This is a genomic window from Pseudomonas sp. B21_DOA (assembly GCA_030544685.1).
Classification (GTDB): domain Bacteria; phylum Pseudomonadota; class Gammaproteobacteria; order Pseudomonadales; family Pseudomonadaceae; genus Aquipseudomonas; species Aquipseudomonas fluorescens_AO.
This window is the reverse complement of the sequence record CP086683.1, coordinates 4,681,566-4,704,186: the sequence shown is the minus strand read 5'-3', so window position 1 is coordinate 4,704,186 and position 22,621 is coordinate 4,681,566. Positions and strand designations below refer to the sequence as shown.

Here is a 22,621-nt window from a genome sequence, read left to right as displayed (position 1 = left end):
CCGTGATAGCATCCGCGCCTATGAAGTTTCCACGAAGATTTACCAGCGGCGTGCTGATGCTGTTATCCAGCTGCGCGGCGCTGGCGCAAAGTGAATTGGATGTACGGATCAAGCCGTCCAACGATGAACTCAAGGCCAATATAGAAGGCTATATCGGCAGCCTCGGCGATCGCGACGAAGAAGCCTTGCTGCGCTTCAGTCGCGGTGCCGAAGAGCAGGCGCGCAAAGCGGCCCAGGCGCTGGGCTACTACCAGCCGCAGATCGACAGCGACGTCAAGGGCGGGGAAAACCGCGTCTGGTGCTCAACATCGATCCCGGCGAGCCGATCCGCCTGCGCAACGTCACCGTACGTGTCGATGGCCCGGCGGCCTCGCTGAAATCCTTCCGCGTACCGAAAGGCGACCTGCTCAAGTCCGGCGCCGTGCTTAACCATGGTCGTTACGAAGACGCCAAACGGGTGATCCAGAACCAGGCCTCGCGCTTCGGTTACTTCAGCGGCCATTTCACCAGCCAGAAACTCATGGTCGATCCCCGCGCGGGCGTGGCCGACATCGAATTGATCTACGACAGCGGCCCGCGCTATGCGTTGGGCAATGTCAGTTTCGAGGGCGACACGCCATTCGACGAAGACCTGCTGCAACGCATGGTGCCGTTCAAGGCAGGCGAACCCTACGATTCAGAACTGATCGCCGAACTCAATCGCAACCTGCAATCGAGCGGCTATTTCGAAGGCGTGCGCGTCGACGCGGCGCCGACGGCGGCAAAAAATGACGTCATTCCAGTCGAGGTCAAACTCGACACGCGCAAGCCGCGCACCATGGGTCTGGGCCTTGGCTACTCGACCGACGTCGGCCCGCGCATCAAAGCCAACTGGACGCGTCACTGGGTCAATCCGCAGGGCGACAGTTACGGCTGGGAAGCTGAACTCTCGGCGCCCCGGCAGAACGTCGGGCTGTTCTATGACATCCCGCTCGACCCGCCACTGACCGACAAACTGCGCTGGGCCGGCGGCTATCAGTTCGAAGACATCGAAGGCTCCGACACCCTCAGCAAGCTGCTGACGTTCGGCCCGGAATGGCACAGCAAGTTGCCCAGCGGCTGGCAGCGGGTGATCTCGCTGAAATGGCAACGTGAAGAATACGAACTGGGCGACGACTCCGGCCTGAGCACGTTGCTGATGCCCGGCATCAGTTATTCGTACCTCAAAAGCGACAACCGCATCGACCCGCGCAACGGCTATCGCCTGAGCTTCGAAAGCAAAGTGGCCAAGGAAGGCCTCGGTTCGGACAACAACCTTTATATGGCACTGCGCTGGTCAAGGGCCTGACCACGGTGTTCGACAAGCACCGCTTGCTCGGCCGCGTGCAGGTCGGCGGCAGCGCCACCAACGGCTACAACTCGATTCCGCCGTCTCTGCGCTTTTTCGCCGGTGGCGATCAGAGCGTGCGCGGTTACGACTACCAGAGCCTGTCGCCAAAAACTCCGACGGCGACCGCATCGGTGGCCGCTACATGATTGCCGGCAGCGTCGAATATCAATATTCGATTGCCGAGAAATGGCGTGTGGCGACCTTCGTCGACCAAGGCAACTCTTTCAACAAACTCGAACTGCCCGACCTCAAGACCGGGGTCGGCATCGGTGTGCGCTGGGTCTCGCCGGTCGGGCCGATCCGCCTCGACCTCGCTCGGGCGCTGGACGATGACGGCGGCTTTCGCTTGCACTTTTCCATGGGGCCTGAGCTGTGAAGCGTGGTTTGAAAATAACAGCGCTGACTTTGTTGGCGCTGGTCTTGTTGATCGTCTTGAGCCTCGCCGCACTGCTTGGCACGCAGGCCGGCAGTCGTTGGGCGTTGGGCCTGGTGCCGGGCCTGAGCCTGGAGAATTTCCACGGTCGCCTCGCTGGGCAGTGGAGCGCCGATCACCTGGTGTGGCAGCAGGACACCAGCCGTGTCGAGCTGAACAAGGCGATCTTCGCCTGGTCGCCGCTGTGCCTGACGCGCATGACCTTGTGCATCGATCAGCTCAAGGCCGAGCAGGTGATCCTGCAATTCCCGCCGAGCGAAGCAACCACCGACAGCGGCCCGATCAAACTGCCGGACCTGCAATTGCCTGTGGCCATCGAACTGGGCGATGTTGAGGTCGGCAGCCTGTTGTTCAACGGCAGCGAACAGCTCAAGGGCTTGCAACTGGCGGCGCACTGGACCGCTCAGGGCCTGCAGATCGACAGCGTGAAATTGCAGCGCGACGAACTCAGCCTGAACCTGTCCGGCCTGCTGCAACCGAGCGGCAACTGGCCGCTGAAAATTCAAGGTGATCTGACCTTGCCCGCGCCCGGCAGCGAGCCGTGGACCCTGGCGCTGAAAGTCGACGGCGATCTGTTGAAAACCCTCAACCTGCATGCCGACAGCCGTGGCTACCTCGACGGTCAGTTGAACGGCGAGTTGCAAGCGCTGGCGGAAAACCTCCCGGCCAAGCTGCGCATCACCAGCGACGCGTTCAAACCCAGCGCCGATCTGCCGGACACCCTGCAATTCAATCAGCTTGTGCTCACGGGCGAAGGCGACCTGAAAAACGGTTATCAACTGCTCGGCAACGCAACGTTGCCCGCCGAAAAATCGCCAGTGGCGCTGCTGCTCAAAGGCAAGGTCGACGCCAATGGTGCGCAGATCGCCGGTCTTGATCTGACGGCCAACGACAAGCAAAGCCTCAAGCTCACCGGCAATGTCGACTGGAGCAAAGGCCTCAGCGCTCAGGCCAATATCAACTGGCAAGACTTCCCGTGGCATCGGCTCTATCCGGAAATCGACGAGCCGCAGGTCGCGTTGCGTACTTTCACTGGCGAAGTGTCCTACACCGACGGCCAGTACCTCGGTAATTTCGACGCTGCGCTGGATGGCCCGGCCGGCGCGTTCACCTTGAGCAGTCCGTTCAGCGGCAGCCTCGAACAGATCGCCTTGCCGCAACTGGTCATGCAGGCCGGGCAGGGCAAGGCCGAAGGGCACGTCAATGTACGATTCGCCGACGGCATCGCCTGGGATACCGCGCTGGACCTGTCGGCGCTCAACCCGGCGTACTGGGTCGCGGAACTGCCGGGCACTCTGGCCGGGCCGTTGAAGAGTAAGGGCGAGATGAAGAATGATCAGCTCAGCCTCAGCGCCGACCTCGACCTCAAAGGCAAATTGCGCGGCCAACCGGCAATCCTGCAGGCCAAGGCTGACGGCGCGGGCGAGCGCTGGAACCTCAACGCCCTGCAAATCCGTCTCGGCGACAACAGCATCAACGGCAAGGGCAGCCTGCAGGACAAACTCGGCGGCCAGATTGACATCGAACTGCCGCGTCTGGCCCAGCTGTGGCCGCAATTGCGCGGGCAGGTCAACGGTCAGATCAACGTCGCCGGTACGCTGAAGGCGCCGCAGGGCAAGCTCGATCTGCAGGGCTCGCAACTGGCCTTTCAGGACAACCGTCTGCAAAGCCTCAACCTCGACGCCACGCTCGACAGCGCGCAGCGGGCGAAGATCAATCTCAAAGGCAGCGGCATTCAGACTGGCGATACCTCGTTGGGCACTCTGACCGCCAGTGCTCAGGGCGATATCAAAAGCCAGAAACTCAACCTCGACCTGATCGGACCGAAGCTGAAACTGGCGCTGGGTCTGGACGGTAATCTCGACAAAGGAAACTGGCGCGGTCGCTTGGCCAGTGGTGACATTCAAGCCGGTGGCCAGGACTGGAGGCTGCAAAGCCCGGCCAAGCTGGAACGTCTTGCGGACGGCCAGATCAATTTCGGCGCGCATTGCTGGCTGTCCGGCAACGCCAGCCTGTGTGGCGAGGACCAGCGCCTGATGCCCGAGCCGAAGCTGCGTTATCACCTCAAGCAATTCCCGATCGAAAGCCTTGCGCAGTGGCTGCCCAAGGACTTCGCCTGGCAGGGCCGACTCAACGCCGATCTGCAACTGGACTTGCCGGCGAGCGGCCCGAACGGCGTGGTCAGTGTCGATGCCAGCGGCGGCACCCTGCGCGTGCGCGACAAGGATCAGTGGCTGGATTTCCCCTACCAGACCCTCAAACTCAGCAGCAAGCTCACGCCCAAGCGCGTCGACACCGAGCTCAATTTTGTCGGCGGCAAACTCGGCGAATTGCTGGTCCAGGCGCAGCTCAATCCGCTGCCGAAAAACAAACCGCTGAGCGGCTCGTTCCGCCTCTCTGGCCTCGATCTGTCGGTGGCGCGGCCATTCGTGCCGATGGTGGAAAAACTCACCGGCCGGCTCAACGGCAGCGGCACTATTTCCGGTGGCCTGCTCGCACCGCTGGTCAACGGCACCGTGCAGCTCAGCGACGGCGAGGTGTCCGGCGCCGAACTGCCGATGGAGCTGCAGAACCTGCAACTGACGGCGGCGATCGCCGGCGAATCGGTGCGCCTGGACGGTGGCTGGGACAGCGGCAAGACTGGCAAAGGCAGTCTCAACGGCAACGTCGCCTGGGGTCAGGCACTGGTGGTCGATCTGGCGCTCAAGGGCACGCAATTGCCGGTCAGCGTCGAACCCTACGCCAAACTCGAAATGGCCCCGGACCTGAAGATTTCCATGGCCGGCGATGAGCTGAAAGTTGCGGGCAAGGTGCTGGTGCCCAAAGGCGAAATCACCGTGCGCGAGCTGCCACCATCAACGGTGAAAGTCTCCGACGACACCATCATCGTTGGCGCGCAGACCGAAGAGGGCAAACCACCGATTGCGATGAAAATGGACATCGACGTGATCGTCGGCCAGGACAAGTTGAGCTTCGCCGGTTTCGGCCTGACTGCCAATCTGCAAGGCCAGGTGCACATCGGCGACAACATGGACACCCGTGGCGAACTCTGGCTCAACGACGGCCGCTATCGCGCCTACGGCCAGCGCCTGACAGTGCGGCGTGCGCGCCTGTTGTTTGCCGGCCCCATCGACCAGCCGTATCTGGACATCGAAGCGATCCGCCAGACCGACGACGTCATCGCCGGTATTCGCCTGAGCGGCAGCGCCGAACAACCGACCACGCAGATATTCTCCGAACCGGCGATGAGCCAGGAACAGGCGCTGTCGTACCTGGTACTGGGTCGTCCGCTGAGCACCAATGGCGAAGACAACAACATGCTCGCTCAGGCCGCACTGGGCCTGGGGTTAATGGGCAGCGCCGGAGTCACCAGTGGCCTGGCCAAGGATCTGGGCATCGAAGATTTCCAGCTCGACACCCAGGGCAGCGGCAACGACACCAGCGTCGTCGCCAGCGGCAACATCTCAGAGAAACTCAGCCTGCGCTACGGCGTCGGCGTCTTCGAACCGGCCAGCACCATCGCCCTGCGCTACAAGCTGAGCAAGAAGGTCTACGTCGAAGCGGCAAGCGGCGTGGCGAGCTCGCTGGATATTTTCTATAAGCGGGATTTCTAGGGCGAATTTCTGTCCTCGAACCGAGTTGCTCCAATCGCTGGCAAGCCAGCTCCCACAGGGTCTGCGTCGTGCACACTATCCATGTACGCCTCAGAACCTGTGGGAGCTGGCTTGCCAGCGATGGCGTCATTTCAGACAACATCGATGATGCGACTGACGCCCAAGCTCATTCCTGCATTTGCGCCGGGCGGCACACCAGTGAGGCGCGTTCGTAGTTCAACGCCTTGTCGCGCTCGGGCAGTGCATACGGCGCTTCACAGCGCTGGCCTTGCCACTTGATGGTCAAAGTGCCGGCGTCGTCCTCGACCAGGGCCAGGGCCTTGCCGCTCGGGTCGGAGATTGCCAGTTGCTTGCCGGCGGCGTCTTCCAGCGCGGCGCCGAACGGAATCGGCTGGTGCTGTGCGTCGGACAGGGAAAACTGCACCCGGCGCCCGGTCTTGCTCGCGTAGCGCGCCAGCACCACCGCACCACGGCGCGGCACCACTTGCTGGGTAGCGTTTTCAATTTCGAAATCGCCGCCCAGATCGCGGGTGTCGAGGCTGATCCAGTTGACCCGATACGGTTGTGCGTTGGAGACCACCGCATAACCATTGCCAGCGGTTTTCGCCCCGGAAAAGCTGGCGATCTTCACGCCTTCAACACCCTCGACCTGGGCCAGCGCGAACGTCTCCCCAACGGTCTGCCCGAGGTTGATGCCACCAGCATGGCCGACGATCGAACCAGCGACATTGAGATTCTGTGAGTTATAGCCACGGCCCTGGCTGTAACCGGCACTGATGTCCATCAATGAGGTTCGCGTGCTGAGGTTGGCCGAACCCGTACTGCCGCCAATGCGACTGTTGCCGCCCTGTACCGAGTAATAGGTGTCGCTGTCTTCGGACAGATAGCCATTGATGCCGACCTGGGTGCTGCTGTCGTCTTTCTGCGTGCTGGCGGAAACGAACGCTCGCGGCGCGCGGGGCTTGGAGCCCAGCGGAAACGACACTGAGAGGTTGAACAGCGTGTCGTTGTTCGCCGGGCCGTAGTTGCCGACATCCTTGGTGTAAGTGGCACTGAGGTTGTAGCTGACATCACCCCAATAGTTGCTGTAGCCGGCTGACAGGCTCTGCGAACCGCCGCGCCCCTAATAACGCTGATCACTGGCGTTAAGGTAGATGCTGCCGAACTGCTGATTGCGCCCCAGGCTCTGGTTGACGGTCAGATCGGTGCGGGTTTTTGAGTTACCGGTGCGCTGCTCGCCCTCGCGGCTCAGCTCCTCGACGTGTTCGCTCAAGGTGCGATAGCCCTCGGTCGAATAGCGATAGGCGGCGAGGGTGAAGTTGGTGTCAGTCCCAGTGAAGGTCTTGGCGTACAACGCGCGCAAGCTGTTGCCCTTGACGGTGCGGCCAAAGGTGCGGCTGTTGGAGTGGGTCAGGTCGAGCGAGATTGCGCCGATCGCCGTATTGCGCCCGGCGCCGATCGACAGTGCCTGGAAATTCTCGGTGGCCTGGGTACCGACAATTGCCGACAGGTTACTGCTGACGCCATAAGCCACGGTGCTGCTGACAAACTCCGGCGTCTGCTGGTCATCGCTGTTGCTGTTGTAGCGGCCCGCCGAGACGCTGTATTTCAGTTGCCCTTCGCGCACCATGATCGGCAGGCTGGAAAACGCCTGCACCGTCACCCGGCGCCGGCCATCGGCTTCGATCACGGTGATCTCCAGATCGCCATTGGAGCCGCTGGGGTAGATATCGCTGATCTCGAACGGCCCGGGCGGCACGTTGGCCGTGTACAGAATGTAGTTGTTCTGGCGAATCTCGACGGTGGCACTCGATTGCGCGATGCCGCGAATCACCGGCGCATAGCCGCGCTCGCTGTCGGCGCGCATGCCATCGTCGGAGGCCAGTTTCAGGCCGCGATAGCGCACGCTGTCGAACAGGTCGGCGTCGGAGAAAATGTCGCCGGCACTGAACTGGCCTTTCAACACGGTGACGTCATGTTGCAGATAACTGCGGTTACTCTTGAACGTGCTGGGCCGGCCGGTGCTGCTGTTGAAGTTCGATTCGTTGCGCAAGCGCCAGCCGCCGAGGTTGATGCCATTGCGCAGGCCGACGTTATTGGCAATCGTAGTATTGGCGTCGCTGCTGTTGCGGTTGCTGCTCACCTGATAATTGATGAACGCCGCCGGTACACCTTCGTCCCACAGCGCGGGGTCGACATAACCACGGCGGCCGCGCTCCATCGCGCTCTGCGGCACGCTGACCAGCAAGCGCAGGCGCGGCACGTCGTAGCGCACGGTGGCGTGGTCGATCAGCGCGGGCAGGTCGAGGCAGGCATCCGCATCGGCGACGTCGAGCTTGCCGCTGGCCTGCAACTTGCCAATATCCACGCCCAGTTGCTTGAGCATGTCCTGGGTCAGACAGGCTTCGACCTTGTGACTGTCGGGGAGACGGCGAAAGTCGATATCGCGCCGGCCCACCAGCATATCGTTGCCATACAGATCGACCCGATAAGTGCCGGGCAGAACGCGGCTGCCGGCGAGCAGCGATTGCAGGTCGATGGCGGACGTCGCGCCTTGCAGAAACGAGGTATTGAATTGTTCTTCGGCGTCAGCCAGACAGGTTGTGCTGAAGACCAGAGCGACCGAAAACGGCGCCAGGCCATCGCGCTTGAGTAAAAACATGCAGGAACCCTATATCACCTCCGATACGAACTAACGGAGCGAAGAGAAATACAGTGAAAGTGCGGCTGTAAAAGCGGCACGCGAGTTATGGCGATTCTTTATCCGGGCTGGCGCTCACTTCGGCGCTGCTGGAAAGTTGCGCGACATAACGATCGCGGGCGCCATAGTCGTTGATGCTGCTGAATGACAGGCGCAGGGAGCTGGCCGCGTGACGATGTTTGAGAGCGAACTCTTTTCTTCACCGGGGGCGATCATCATCGAGTCGAATGGATGCTCGCTGGTAGTGCCGGATTGCAGGGTGATGTCGGCAATCGACACGTGGTACAGGCCGGGATTTTTACTACCAGCACGCTCTTGCCGGCGCGCTCGGTCAGTCGCCAGGTCACTTCGGCCGGTGCCTGATAGGCATTGTTTTTCAGCCCGGCAGGGCGGAAGAACAGCTTGATCCGTTGGCGCACCGCCAGTTGCAGAGTGTTCGCGGTCTTCGCTGACTGCGGGATCTCTTGCACGTTCAGCCACACCACTGACTCGCGGTCTTTGGGCATGCCGGTGCCTTCGTAGATGACCCGCAGAATCTGCTGCTCGCCGTCGCTGACGCGCACCAGCGGCGGAGTGACGGCGAAGGGCACAGAGGCCTCGTCGCTGTCGGTATCGACCCACGACTGAATCAACACGTCGGCACCGCTGTTACGCACGGTGATGCCAGCTTCTTTGTGCTTGCCGTCGAATATCAGCCGGGTGCTGCTCAGGGAAATGCCGGCCATGGCCTGATTGACGGCGAACAGGCTCAGAAGGCCGACGCAAAGGAACAGGGAAGGACGTATGAACATGAACGATTACCGCGCAGAGTGAAAGAAAGTGCGGGACCGTCCGGCCCCGCACAGTGCTCGATGAAGCTCGCGGTTTATTCGTATTGCAGGGTGAACGGCAGGGTCGCGTCGCCACGGCCGGCAACGGCCAGTTTCGGATCGACAGTGGTCACGTAGGCTGCCGAGAATTTCAGCGTGGTGTTGCTGTCCTGCAGGGTGTTTTCGATGCGTGCGGTGGTCGGGGAAGTCAAATCGATTACCTCGCCGTTGGCATCCAGCAATGCGATACCGATACCTTTGGCAGCACCTAAACCTTCGATCAGTTTCAGGACTTTGGTACCCGCTTCAATGCCCGACCCGCCCTTGGTTGGTTCAAAAATCATGGCAACCTTGGTGCCGGCGTTGCAGTTGATCTTCATGTCGAAGTTCTCGACGCTCAGGGTGCCGTTGCCTTTCGGCGCGGTAGCGGTGCCCATGTCCTTGATCGACACTTCACCCATGTTTACCGAAATGGTTTTTCCTTGCCGGCGCCTTCGATCGAGCAGGCATCGTTGTTGATATTGCCGGTGAAGTTGATGGTGCCGCTGCCAGCCTTGGTAGGCACAACCGGATCGGCCGCGAGAACATTACCGGCAGCGAAGATCGACAGGGCGAGAAGCGTGCGAGACAGCTTTTTCATGTTGCTTTTCCATTGGTGGGTAAAGACAACACGATAAAATCCGCTCGGGTCCTGCAACATCAGACGATCCCTAGAAGCCGCCAGGTTGCAAGGGGTAACGGTCAGTCAATTGAACAAGTTGCGCTCGATGCAATAAGCCAGCAACTCCTGATCACTGCTGACATCCAGTTTGCGCATGGCCGAAATCTTCTGGGTGCTGATGGTTTTTGCACTTCGATTCAGACCTCGGGCAATTTCATTGACGCCTTGCCCTTGAACAAACAAACGCAGGATTTCATGTTCCTTGGGCGACAGTCGGGAAAAGCGTTCATCGAGATCGGCGCCATCGTCCAGTACCGAAGTCGGCGCCGGTTGATGGCCGCGTACCCGTTTGCCCTTGGCGATGGCTTTGAGCGCCACTTCTATTTCAATGTGCAACTGGCTTTTCTGGATGACTGCGAGTACGCCGAGCTCTTGCAGGCGGGTGAGGATCAACGGATTGGAAATCATGGTCAGCACCAGCACGCGCACTGCGGGAAAGTGGCGGGTCACGTACTCCACCAGTTTCAGGCCGTCACCGTAGGGCGAGTCACCGGGCATGTTGAAATCGGTGATCAACAAGTCTACCGGTTGTGACTTCAGCAGCTCGATCAAACCATCGGAACACACCGCTTCGCCAACCACGCGGAAGCGCCGGTCGCGCTCGACCAGTTCCCGCACCCCAGCAAAACGATGGGATGATCATCGGCGATGACAACGTTGAAGGTTTCCATGAGTGCTTTATCCAGAGTGAAATTATTCAAGGGCGTCGAGCAGGTCAGTCAGCCGCGCCAGTTGTCGGCGCACTTCGACGGCCAGCGGTGCGGTCATGGCCATGCCGGTCAGGCGGCATTCGAGTTCAACGAACGCGTGGGCCAGCGCCTCGACCTGCACCGCGCCCAGCGCCCCGGCCATGCTGTGCAATTGCTGCGCGACACGGTTGGCGTCGGCTGCTTCCAGCGCGCCGAGCGTTGTTTGAATGTCTTTGCGCAGCGTCGAGACAAACAACTCGCGCATCTTCGGCGACAACGTCGGCAAGGGGTCTGCGAGCGGCGCGAAGACGGTCTGGCAGTGGCTTTGCAAATGCGCGCGCAGTGTCGCCAGGTTCAGCGGTTTGACCAGCCACGCGTTCATGCCCACGGCGGCGCAGCGTTCGCCTTCTTCGCGCAGGGCGTTGGCGGTGACGCCGATGATTGGCAGCATCGCACCCTGTTCGCGCAGCGCTGAAGTCAATTGGTAGCCGTTCATGACCGGCATGTTGACGTCGGTCAGCAGCAGATCGAAGCGCCCCGGTGCCCATTGCGCCAGGGCCTGTTCGCCATTGGCGGCGACGATCACCGAGCAGCCCAGCGCCTCCAGTTGTTCCTTGATGACCGCTGCGTTGATCATGTTGTCCTCGGCCACCAGCACGCGCAGATTCAGCGCTCGGGTCTTTTCCTGAGGCGAGGAGCGCGGCGCTGATGGGCGTCGTGTCGGGCCAGCGCAATCGCCCAGCCAATCGCGCGGACATCGTCGGCATCGACCTGCCAGTCGCTGCCGCTGATTTGCGCCGGGTTGGGGCCGCCCGGTATTGCGGCGATTCGCGGGCCATCGAAAACCGTGGCGTTGGCCAGCGGCGCAAGGTCCACCAGCAGCGCCGAGGACGGCGGCAACTCATGCGTCACCAGACGGCAATCCAGACCGAAGCGGTGCAGCCAGCCGAGCAAATGCTGCGCCAGTTCGGCGACCGGGGCGCGCACATAAACGGCGGCACTGCCGGCCTCGAACGATGGGCAATCGGCGAGGCTGCCCGGCGCCCGATCCAGCGCCAGTTGCAAGTTGAAGCGGCTACCGAGCCCAGGTTCGCTGACCACGTTGAGGTCGCCATGCATCAACTCGCACAGCCACTTGCAAATGGCCAGACCGAGACCCGCCCCAGCATGACTGTCGGCCTCGTTGACCTGATAGAAAGGGTCGAACAATTGCTCTTGCTGCGCCTGGGAAATGCCCACGCCGGAATCGCTGACCTGCCACTGCACCTCGGCGCGGCCGTCAGTGTTTTGCAGCACCTGAACGCGTACGACCACACGGCCGTTATCGGTGAACTTGATCGCGTTGCTCAGCAGATTATTGAGGATCTGGCGGATGCGCTGCGCATCGCCAAACAGTTGGTCCGGCAACGTCGCATCGATGCAGGCATACAATTGCAAGCCTTTGCCACGGGCAAACGCGCCGTAGCTGCGCACCACATCTTCGGTCAGCTCCAGCGGGCAGAACGGCTGACGCTCGAGGTTCATCTGCCCGGCCTCGATCTTCGACACATCCAGCACGTCGCTGATCAGTTTGAACAGGCTGGCCGACGAGCGCTGAATGGTTTCCAGATAGGCCTGCTGACGCGGCGCGAGATCGGTCAGGCCGAGCAGTTCCAGGGTGCCGAGCACGCCATACAACGGCGTGCGGATTTCATGACTCATGGTCGCCAGAAAGCGGCTCTTGGCCTGATTGGCCGAATCGGCGGCCTGACGGGCGATTTCCAGTGCCGCTGCATCTTCGACATGGCGGGTGACATCGTGCAGCGCACACAGCCACGCGTCCTGGCCCTGATAGCGGGTGGCGATGAAGGCCACGTGCAAATGCCGATGGTCGATCTCAAGTTCCGCGTGGCCATGGCCAGTCGTGCCTTGTTGTTCGAGCAGGCTGATCAATTCCTCGGTGTCGTGCCATTGCTGGGCGCGCTGGTTTTCCAGCAAGACCTGATGATCACGACGGCTGATCACGCATAGACCAGTGGGTGCGGTATCGATGAGCGCACGGCTGAACGCTTCACTTTCGGCGATGCTGGCGTGGGCAATCCGGGCGGGCAGAATTACCCGTTGCGCGTACCAGCGATTCAGCGCGCGGCCGCAGGCGAGCAGTGCCAGAACCAGGCCCAACAGGCACAGCAATGGCCATAGCGCGTAATCGAGAAAGCTCTGCACACTGATCACATAGATCGCCGTCCAGTGCTGTTCGCCGGGGCTGCTCAGCTTGAACACCAGACCGTCGGGGTCAGGTTCGCGCCTTCATCGAGCACCTGATCAGGCTTGAGCTCGCCGATCAGCACCGTGCCGCTGGGCGTGATCAGGGTGAAGTCGTCATAGATCGACCACTCCATCAAACGCTCGATGTTGTTGACCTGTGACAGCTTCAGCAGCGAACCGAGCACTATCCAGGAATTCGCCCCTTCGATGGCCAGCGTCGGTTTGCTCAGGTTGATCCGCACATAAGCGAGCAGGCTCGGGGTAACGTTGTCGTCCGCAGCGAACGGATAGGGCACCCAGTGCACTTGCGCCGAAGTCTGCGCGCGCCGCTGCAGATTCTTCTGGGTCATGATCTCGACGAAGGTACTGATCTGCGTCTGCCCGGCACCGCGCAAGCGGCCGGCAGCGGGCACGGCGATATCGAAATTGTCCGGCCCATTGAGCAGGATCACCTGCGGCGACTGGTAATGCGAGGCCGCCCAGAAAGCGCTGTAATACGCCGCCAGATAGCTGCCAAGCGCAAACACTTTGGGGTATTGGCTGGGGGCGATTCGCTCGGGATCGATCTTGACGCTGAACGGCAGCGAGAACGGCAGGCCACGGCCCTCATAGATGTTCGGCCCTTCCTCGGGCAAACGCTTTTGCATCACCGGCGGCGCCACGGTTTCCGGAAAGTACTCGCCCTTGTCGCTGGCCCGTGAGATATCGCCGAGAAACGCTTCCTGCTCGCGAATGTTTTCCATCAGTCGGGCGAAGTGGAACTGCATCGTATCGCGCTGCTCCTCGACCATGCGCTGGACGCCGAGATAGCTGATGCCCAGCAACAGCAAAACCAGCGCGCCGAGGATCAGCAAACCCTTGTTCAGGCGCAGCGAGCTGCTGGCGAGTTTTTCCAGCAAGGCATTGGGATGCGGCATCAACACGCCCGGTCAGTGAAAGTGATTACGCGAGTGAACATGGATGGCCTCGATGGCAAGTGGTGATCGTCCACTGCGTTGTGCGGGTCACCAGACATTTGCCGGGCCGTCGTGGCTGAGCAACTGCTGGAACTGCTCCGAAGACACCGCGTGGGAAATCAGGAAACCCTGAACCTGAGTGCAGTCGATCTTACGCAACAGAGCAAGTTCTTGCGCGGTTTCCACGCCTTCGGCCACTACCGTCAGGCCCAGTTGTCGACCCAGCGTGACAATACTGGTCAGCGCTTGCGCCAGTTCGGCGTTGCGGTTGCAACCCTGAACCAGTGCGCGGTCGATTTTCAGTTCGGTAAAAGGCGCCGACACCAGGTTCATGTAAGAGCTGTAGCCTTTGCCGAAATCATCCTGGGACAAGCCGAAGCCCTTGATCCGCAAGCGGCAGGCCCCGGCGTAGAAATTGCTGATGTCATCGGGCACCGAGCATTCCATCAGCTCGAAACAGATCCGCGCTGGCAGGCCATCATGTCGCAGGACAAACGCGAGGATGCGATCGGGCAGGTCGTGGCTGTTGAGCAAGTGCGTGGGCAGGTTGATCGACACCGGAATGTCATAGCCTTGCTGGCGCCATATGGCTTGGGCGTTGATGGACTGTTCGAGCATGCGCCAGAGCAGATGCTCTTCAAGGTCGTGGGCGATCAGCGCCGGTAGAAACAGCCCCGGCAACAATGTGCCGTGTTCGGGATGCACCCAGCGCACCAGTGCTTCGGCGGCAACGATGCGGCCATTGTCCAGTGCCTTTTTGGGTTGAAACCATGCTTGCAACTCACCGTTGTCCAGCGCGCGCACAATACTCTGTCGATCGATACCGGCATGCGCGGCAACAGGCGCGTCCTGACGCAATGCCCGCAACTGTTCGATCAGGCAGCGCAATGCCGCGCTGTTGACCGGTTTGGAAATCAGCCCGATGACTTTCACTTGCAGGTTGCTCGCCACCAGGCTCGCGCCCATCAGCATGCGCCGCGAGGCGGCGCTCATGATCGCCAGGGCCGGGCGCGATTTCTGCGTGGCGAGGCCCTGAATGAACTGCACGCCGTCCATGCCCGGCATCAGCAGATCGGTGAGTACCAGATCGAACTCGCGGTTCTTCAGACGGCACAAGGCTTCTTCGCCGTCCCGGGCAAATTCCAGATCGAACACACCCAGTTCGTTGAACAGGTTCTGCAAGTACAGATGTTGGAACGGGTGATCTTCGACTATCAGCAGGCTAGAGGACTTCATCGGCGACTCGTTGGTAGGGAGCCAGTAAGGTCGACAAGGCTCGCAACGTGAAAGGTTTGATCAGGCAATGATTCATCCCGGCGGCCAGGCACAACGCCTCTTCGCCGCGCAGGGCGTTGGCGGTGGCGCCGATGATCGGCGTGGTGCAGCCCAGGCGCCGCAAGGCCTTGGCCAGCTCATAACCGTTGAGGCGCGGCATGTTCACGTCAGTCAGCACGACATCGAAGCTGTCGTCCTGCCACAGCGACAGGGCTTCTTCACCATCGCTGGCGAGCGCCACGGTGCAGCCCAGTTCCTGCAATTGGTCGCGCAGGATCAGTTGGTTGATCGCATTGTCTTCGGCCACGAGGATGTGCAGGTGTAACGGCGCCAGCGCCTGGGGTTGCGCGGGGCACTGATGGTCGATGACGGTGCCGCCCTGCGCTTGGCGCACGGCCTGGCGGATCGCGGCCAGATCGTTCAGGTTGACGAGCCAGCCGTCGCCTTTGCTCAGCGACTCCCACGCGCCATCGCCGCTCGCCAGGATACGCGGCCCTGACCAGTGCAGTTCGCTGCGCTGCTCCATCGGCGCAGGCCACAACTCAAGCAACACGCCATCGTCGCCACCGTCGTGCCTGGCCGGTGCGCCGATATGAGGCAGAGCGCCCCAGCGACGCAGCCAGCCAGCGAGGCTTTCGGCCAGCTCGCGCACCGGCGACACCACGTAAACGGTATCGGCCGCGAGCTTCGGCTTGCCTTCAGGCTGCGCATTACCCGAGCGCTGTTCCAGCGGCAAGGTCAGGGAAAACTGCTGCCCAGCCCCGGCTCGCTGACCATGCGCAGGGTGCCATTCATCAGATGGGTCAGGCGCAGGCAAATCGGCAGGCCCAGGCCGGTGCCCGCCACCTCATGGCTGTTGCCTTGGGTCTGGTAGAACGGTTCGAAGATACAGGCTTGATCCGCGTGGGCGATCCCGCGCCCGGTGTCCGAGACCTGCCATTGCAGGCAAACGCGTTCGCCTTCGCGTGTCAGCACTTTGACTCGCAATACCACGCGTCCGGAATCGGTGAATTTGACCGCGTTGCTCAACAGGTTATTAAGAATCTGCCGTAGACGACTGACATCGCCGATCAAGCTGTCGGGCAGTTGCGGGTCAAAGCAGGCGTACAGCTGCAAGCCCTTGCTCTGTGCCGCTGCCGCGTAGCCCTGAACGGCTTCTTGCGCGAGCGCTACGACGGAAAAATCACTGAGTTCCAGCGCCAGTTGCCCGGCCTCGATTTTCGACACATCGAGCACGTCGCAGATCAATTGCAGCAGGGTCGCCGATGAGCCTTCGATCGCTCGCAAGTAACCTTTCTGCTGGGCGTCGAGCCGGGTGCGGGCGAGCAACTCCAGTGTGCCGAGTACGCCATACAGCGGCGTGCGAATTTCGTGGCTCATGGTCGCCAGAAACAGGGTTTTCGCTTCGTTGGCGGCATCGGCCGACTGGCGCGCCTGCTCCAGCGCCGCTTCGATCTGCCGGCGCGCGCTGATGTCGCTGAAAGCGCAAAGCAATACGTCCTCGCCCTTGTAACGGGTCGGCGCGCAGCTCAGGTACAGGTGGCGGCCGTCGGCGGTTTCGAAATAGTCGGTCAGGCACGGCGCGTTTTCTGCAAATGCTGCGCGGATCCAGCCGGGGCCGAGTTGTTCGCTGCAGGCGCCCAGCCATTGCTGCGCCAGCGTGTTTTCCAGCACCACTCGAGCGTCGCTGCGGCGTAACACGCAGAGCGCCACTGGCGCGGTCTGGATCACGTCGCGGCTGAACAGCTCACTTTCGACCAAGGCCTGAATGCGTTGCAGGGTCGGCATGATGAAGCGATGTTCAAGGCGCCGGATCAACAGCCACACCAGGCTGATACTGGCCACGCAGAACACCAGCGCGCCAAGCATCTGTGGCCACAATGCCCACAGCACGGCCAGCAAGTCGATGGAATAGGTCAACTGCCAGTCCGACGATTTCAGCTGTTTGCGCAACACCAATTGCTCGGGCAGCCAGCCGTCGCCGACGAAGCCGAAGAAATCCTGCTGGCGCAGCAGCGGCAGATCCTGCCCCGGTGGCGGCTTGTGACTGTTGCTGAAGAGCGGCATGCCTTGCGAGTTGAACATGGTGAACTCGCCGGCGCTGTGGTCGCTCAATGCGTTGGAGACTTCACGGTCGTCCATCTCCAGACCGAGCCAGCCGGAATCGAGGTCGCGATCATCCAGACGAATAAAGATGTACAGCTGCGAGTGCCCTTGCGCGTTGTGGGTCAGCCAGATTTCCTTGAGGGCGCTGGTGTTGTCACGCTTGAGGGTTTCCAGGCGATCAAGCATCGCACGCGGAAAATTGCCGGCCATGGATGTTGTGTTGTACAGGCGCCATACCTGCGCCTCGGCGCCGCTACTGACGTAGAGCAGATTCAGTTTGCGTGCTTGCAGATAGTCGCGCATGCGCTCGGTCAGCCAGATACTCCATTGCTTGCCCGAGGGCTGTCCGAGCAACAGGCGAATTTCCTCTTCAGACAGCGGCGCGCTTAACGCTGTCTGCCGGGTCGCCGACAAACTCAGGCTTTCCAGTAGCGCCTCGCGGGTGGTGAAAAAGGTGTGCGCCTCGGCAATGGCGCTGCTCATGTAGCTGCGCCGCTGAGAAATCTCGTTATTGAAGGTGAACAGCAGAAAGCTGTACACGCCGCCGAGGATGCCCACCAGCAATACCCACGCGAAAATGCGCAACAAGCGTCGCGCAGCGTGGGGCGTGGACAGCACCGGGCTGATCTGATGGAGGTAGTTCTTCAATCGCATGCCGGCACAGTAGGGGCGCCCGGGCAGGACGAAAATCAGACGATTCTTAAAGACTTCACAGGTAATTGACGATGAAGGTCACTTCGGTATTGGCGCTGCCGGCGCTGAGCTCTTCATTGCCCAGGCGGTAATAGGCGGCTGACAACGGGATCTTGAAATTGAGCCCGGTGGTGGTGAAAGCATCGAACGGGTAGGTCGTGTCGAAAGCGATTGGCTGGCCCGCTTCATTCATCACTTGCAGGCCGATGCCTTTGGCGGTGGAGCCGGCATTCAGTGCGACTATGCCCTTGGTCGCATCGATCACCTGTGTGTTGGCCTTGAGCGAATAGGTGACTTTCTTGATGCCGGTCTGGCATTGGTTCAGGGCAATATCGAAGCGCACCGTGCGCGGCTTGGCGCCGGCTTCGCGAAATTCATGAAGTTGATAATCGTCGCCCATCGCCACCGGCACGGAAGGTGTCTCGCAGGAGGCGGCGTTCAGTACGATAGGGTTCATCAGGTTGAGTTTTTTCAGGATCAGATCATCGTCCTGCAGGCTGCCCAGATACCCTGCATCGATGTTGACTTTCGGTGCCAGCGCGCCGGTCTTGACGATTTCCAGGCGCACCGAATTTGCACCGAAACCATAGCTGGTGTTGGGTGCAATGGCCTGCGGCGCTGATTGGTAGCGGTCCAGTGCAGTGAACCAGATGCGGTAGGACAACCCGCTTTTGCCTAACGGAAAAAGAGTTTCCGTACCGCTGGCGGTGCCCAGTTTCGGATTCATCAGAAAGCCGAACATGGACGTCTTCGAGCAGCTCCAGATGTGCCCGACCGACTGCACGGTGTCCTGATAAACCACGGTGCCATTGGGTGTGTCGGCAGCAATGTTCAGAGTCGAACTGGCCAGGCTGGCGCCAAAGTTGAGGGTGTCGAGTTTCGAATCGACTGCCACGCAGCTGCCAGCCATGGCATTCGAAGCGCAGGCAAGCAGGGTGACTGCGGTACAGAACAGGAGCGAGCGCTGGATTTGGAAACGCTTCATGAAGAGGGCTTTTCGTGTCGGCGGATGAGCGGCGTACGTTAGCCACGGCACTCAAGCCTGAATATCAGGCGATTCCTAGAAGACGCAGACGCTCCCCACTTGCAATGCGTGCCCTGTGGGAGCGAGCCTGCTCGCGATGAGGCCATCAGCCGCACCATTGGTGGTGAATGAGACGACGCCTTCGCGAGCAAGCCCGCTCCCACAATGCCTGTGTTTTCCCTGCGCAAATGCGTTTCCTGTAGGAGTTAGCCTGCTCGCGATGAGGCCGTCAGCCGCACCATCGATGGTGAATGAAAGGGCGCCTTCGCGAGCAAGCCCGCTCCCACACTGCATGTGTTTTTCCTGAACCAATGCGTTTCCTGTAGGAGTGAGCCTGCTCGCGATGAGGCCGTCAGCCGCACCATCGATGGTGAATGAAAGGGCGCCTTCGCGAGCAAGCCCGCTCCCACACTGCATGTGTTTTTCCTGAACCAATGCGTTCCCTGTGGGAGCGAGCCTGCTAGCGATGAGGCCATCAGCCGCACCATTGGTGGTGAATGAGACGACGCCTTCGCGAGCAAGCCCGCTCCCACACTGCATGTGTTTTTCCTGCACCGATGCGTTCTATGTGGGAGCGAGCCTGCTCGCGAGTGCGGTTGCCCACGCAATAAAACCCAGCCCACTGGTCAACTAATTACCAAGCCCCTAACTATTGCGTTGACATTCGCTGCCTAAGCAGTAACATCTCGACATACATTCACTGCCTAGGCAGTTATCAGGTCGAACCATGAAGCATTTCACCCCGGAAGAATTCAAACATTGCCACCTAGGCTTGTTGCTCGGTCGTGCCGCGCTGCTCAAGGACCGGATCATCGATACCCACATGGAACCCCACGGCATCACCGCCGCGCAGTTCAAGGTGTTGATCATCATGGCCCAGTTCGGCGTCGACACCCCGGCCGAGCTGTGCCGGCATCTGTCGCTCGATAGCGGGTCGATGACGCGCATGCTCGATCGCCTCGAGCAGAAGGCTTTTCTGATTCGCCAACGCAGCGAAGACGACCGCCGGCAGGTGCAACTGAAACTGACCGAACAGGGCCAGCAACTGACCGATCGCCTGCCGCAGATCGGTGCCGATGCGATGAATGAGCTGGCCGGCGCGATCTCCCGCGAGGAATTGAAAAACCTGGAATACATCCTCAAGAAAATCCTGCTGGCTGCCGGTGACCCGATCACCCTCCAGCGTTTAGGTGAACACAATGAGCGCTAAGACCTTGCGCAGCAGTCTGACGCTGCTGTTGTCGGCGATGATCCTCGCCGGTTGCGCCAATTACAGCGGCCTCGACACTGAAGGCCAGCGCCTCGACGCGGCGCAACTGCAGACAGCGCAGTCTCTCGACGGCGTCACGCTGTCACCGGCGGCGTGGCCGAAAAGCGATTGGTGGAGCGGCCTCGGCGATCCGCAGCTCGACGGCCTGATCCGCGAAGCCCTGCACGACAGCCCGGACATGCAGATCGCCGCAGCCCGCGCCCATCAGGCCAGTGCCGCCGCGTATGCCGCCGATGCCGAGCGTTATCCGACCCTCGACGCCAGCGCCGGCATCAGCCGTTCGCGTCTGGCACGCGACCAGGATCCGCGCGGGCAGGGCGGTGCCTATGCGACGGTGCGCAATGTCAGCGCCGGCTTCAATTACAACTTCGACTTGTGGGGCGGCCAGCGCGATGCCTGGGAAGCTGCACTCGGCGAGGCCCGTGCTGCTGAAGTCGACCGTCAGGCCGCGCAGCTGACACTCGCCGCTGACGTCGCTCGCGCCTACAGCGATCTCGGTCAGGCGCACATCGTTTATGACCTCGCCAGCGAAGACCTCAAGCGCACCCGGCAAATGCTTGATCTCAGCCAGCGCCGCTTGAGTTCGGGGATCGACAGCCAGTACCAGTTCCAGCAAACCCAGAGTCTGGAAGCCAGTTCTCAAGCGAGCCTGATCGACGCGGAAAAACGCTTGAACAGCGCGAAAATCGCCTTGGCGGTATTGCTCGGCAAAGGCCCGGATCGCGGCAACGAGATCGCCCGACCGAAAGTCCTGCAGGCCAGCGCCGTGGCAGTGCCGTCGGTATTGCCGGCGGAACTGCTCGGGCGCCGCCCGGATCTGGTCGCGGCGCGCTGGCGCGTCGAAGCGGCGAGCAAAGACATCGATGCGGCGAAAACCCGCTTCTATCCCAACCTCAACCTGTCGGCTTCGGCCGGCGCCGAGTCGTTGTTGGGTGATGCGATGTTCGGCTCGGCCAGTCGCTTCTTCAACATTGCCCCGACCATTTCCGTGCCGATCTTCGATGGCGGCCGCCTGCGCGCCAACCTCGATGCCCGCGACGCCGATTACGATCTGGCGGTGGCGCAGTACAACAAGAGTCTGGTCAAAGCCCTCGGCGATGTCGGCGACACCATCAATCAGCTGCGCGATATCGGCCGGCAGATCGGTGCGCAGCAACACGCCACCGACATCGCTCAGGATTCTTACAACACCGTCGTTCAGCGTTACGGTTCCGGCATCGGCAACTACCTGGACGTGCTCAGCATCGAGCAGCAATTGCTCCAGGCCCAGCGTCAGCTGGCGACCCTCAATGCTGAGCAGATCGACCTGTCGATTCAACTGATGCAAGCGCTGGGCGGCGGCTTTCAGGGTGAAAACCTGAACGCAGCCAACGCCAGCCCCGCCTCGTCGCACCCATAATTCAAGGTATTTGTCATGGCCACTGCCGAAAACACCCAAGCTCAAGACAACACCCCGGACACCGGCAACCCGCGCAAACGCAAGGTGATGCTGTTGGCCCTCGCCGTGGTCGTCCTGCTCGCCATAGCCGGCGTGTGGGCCTATCACGAATTTATCGGGCGCTTTAACGAAAGCACCGACGATGCTTACGTCAATGGCAACGTCGTAGAGATCACCCCGCTGGTCACCGGCACCGTGGTCAGCATCGGTGCCGACGACGGTGATCTGGTCCACGAAGGCCAGGTGCTGGTCAATTTCGACCCCAACGACGCCGAAGTCGGCCTGCAAAGTGCCAAGGCCAAACTGGCGCGCACCGTACGTCAGGTGCGCGGTTTGTATAGCAACGTCGACGGCATGAAAGCCCAGGTCAATGCGCAACAGGCCGAAGTGCAGAAGGCGCAGGACAACTACAACCGACGCAAGAATCTGGCGCAGGGCGGGGCGATTTCCCAGGAAGAACTGTCCCACGCCCGCGACGACCTGACCTCGGCGCAGAACGCCTTGGCCAACGCTAAACAGCAACTGAAAACCACCAGCGCACTGGTCGACGACACTGTGGTCTCGTCGCATCCGGACGTGATGTCGGCGGCTGCCGATCTGCGTCAGGCGTACCTGACCAATGCGCGCAGCACCTTGATCGCGCCGGTCACCGGTTACGTCGCCAAGCGCACCGTGCAACTCGGCCAGCGTGTGCAGCCGGGCACCGCGTTGATGGCGGTGATTCCGCTGGATCAGTTGTGGATCGACGCCAACTTCAAGGAAACCCAACTGCGTGACATGCGCATCGGTCAGCCAGTGGATATCGAGGCCGATATTTATGGCAGCGACGTGAAATACAGCGGCACCGTCGACAGCCTCGGCGCCGGTACCGGTAGCGCGTTTGCTCTGCTGCCGGCGCAGAACGCCACCGGTAACTGGATCAAGATCGTTCAGCGCGTCCCGGTGCGCATCCACATCAATGCCGAAGAACTGGCCAGGCACCCGCTGCGTGTCGGTCTGTCGACCAATGTCGAGGTCAATCTGCACGACCAAAGCGGCCCGGTGCTGGCCCAGCAACCGCCACAAAGGCCTCGTTCAGCACCAACGTCTACGAGCGCCAACTGGCCGAAGCGGACGCGATGATTGCCCAACTGATCCACGACAACAGCGCCGCTGCGGGCAAGACCGCGCAGCGCTGATCCGAGATTTTGACACTTCCTCTTGTGGGAGCGAGCTTGCTCGCGAAAGCGGAGTGTCAATCACAGTTGATTTGTCTGTTACACCGCCTTCGCGAGCA

At 61.1% G+C, this 22,621-nt stretch carries 5 protein-coding genes and 8 pseudogenes; 5 read left to right on the top strand and 8 right to left on the bottom strand.

Annotated elements, in window-relative coordinates; translation table 11 throughout:
- Positions 1-20: 20 nt before the first annotated feature.
- Both LJU32_21635 and LJU32_21630 read left to right on the top strand, forming a co-directional pair.
- Positions 21-1,745 (top strand): annotated as a pseudogene (locus LJU32_21635) (autotransporter assembly complex protein TamA).
- Positions 1,742-5,416 (top strand): translocation/assembly module TamB, encoded by a 3,675-nt coding sequence (locus tag LJU32_21630; protein ID WKV88109.1) that lies wholly within the window; start codon positions 1,742-1,744, stop codon positions 5,414-5,416. The pseudogene LJU32_21635 and the gene LJU32_21630 overlap by 4 nt, the downstream one beginning before the upstream one ends.
- 166 nt (positions 5,417-5,582) lie before the next feature.
- Here the strand turns inward: LJU32_21630 and LJU32_21625 are convergent.
- From LJU32_21625 to LJU32_21590, 8 genes and pseudogenes are all read right to left on the bottom strand, one after another.
- Positions 5,583-8,078, bottom strand: a pseudogene (locus tag LJU32_21625) (fimbrial biogenesis outer membrane usher protein).
- Positions 8,079-8,163: 85 nt separating this feature from the next.
- Positions 8,164-8,908, bottom strand: a pseudogene (locus LJU32_21620) (molecular chaperone).
- 74 nt (positions 8,909-8,982) lie between these two features.
- A pseudogene (locus LJU32_21615) lies at positions 8,983-9,566 on the bottom strand (type 1 fimbrial protein).
- A gap of 105 nt (positions 9,567-9,671) precedes the next feature.
- Positions 9,672-10,318, bottom strand: a pseudogene (locus LJU32_21610) (response regulator).
- Positions 10,319-10,340: 22 nt separating this feature from the next.
- Positions 10,341-13,500, bottom strand: a pseudogene (locus LJU32_21605) (response regulator).
- A gap of 87 nt (positions 13,501-13,587) precedes the next feature.
- Positions 13,588-14,775, bottom strand: coding sequence for an EAL domain-containing response regulator (locus LJU32_21600; protein WKV88108.1), 1,188 nt, complete (start codon positions 14,773-14,775; stop codon positions 13,588-13,590).
- Positions 14,762-17,574 (bottom strand): annotated as a pseudogene (locus tag LJU32_21595) (response regulator). Before LJU32_21595 ends, LJU32_21600 begins: the two are co-directional and overlap by 14 nt.
- Positions 17,575-17,629: 55 nt before the next feature.
- A complete protein-coding gene (locus LJU32_21590) occupies positions 17,630-18,598 on the bottom strand; it encodes a fimbrial protein (protein WKV88107.1) in 969 nt (322 codons plus the stop codon).
- A gap of 766 nt (positions 18,599-19,364) precedes the next feature.
- Here LJU32_21590 and LJU32_21585 point away from each other — a divergent pair.
- The 3 genes and pseudogenes from LJU32_21585 (at position 19,365) to LJU32_21575 (ending at position 22,523) form a co-directional block, all read left to right on the top strand.
- Entirely contained in the window at positions 19,365-19,847 is a 483-nt protein-coding gene (locus tag LJU32_21585) for a MarR family transcriptional regulator (protein WKV88106.1), read from the top strand.
- Positions 19,837-21,306 carry an efflux transporter outer membrane subunit gene (locus LJU32_21580; GenBank protein ID WKV88105.1) on the top strand — a complete coding sequence of 490 codons (1,470 nt, stop codon included), beginning with the start codon at positions 19,837-19,839 and terminating at the stop codon, positions 21,304-21,306. The genes LJU32_21585 and LJU32_21580 overlap by 11 nt, the downstream gene beginning before the upstream one ends.
- A 15-nt stretch (positions 21,307-21,321) precedes the next feature.
- Positions 21,322-22,523 (top strand): annotated as a pseudogene (locus LJU32_21575) (HlyD family efflux transporter periplasmic adaptor subunit).
- Positions 22,524-22,621: the final 98 nt, after the last annotated feature.

Coding starts and splice junctions, on each gene's coding strand:
- LJU32_21600 (WKV88108.1), bottom strand. CDS start 14,775: ATGAAGTCCTCTAGCCTGCTGATAGTCGAAGATCACCCGTTCCAACAT.
- LJU32_21590 (WKV88107.1), bottom strand. CDS start 18,598: ATGAAGCGTTTCCAAATCCAGCGCTCGCTCCTGTTCTGTACCGCAGTC.
- LJU32_21585 (WKV88106.1), top strand. CDS start 19,365: ATGAAGCATTTCACCCCGGAAGAATTCAAACATTGCCACCTAGGCTTG.
- LJU32_21580 (WKV88105.1), top strand. CDS start 19,837: ATGAGCGCTAAGACCTTGCGCAGCAGTCTGACGCTGCTGTTGTCGGCG.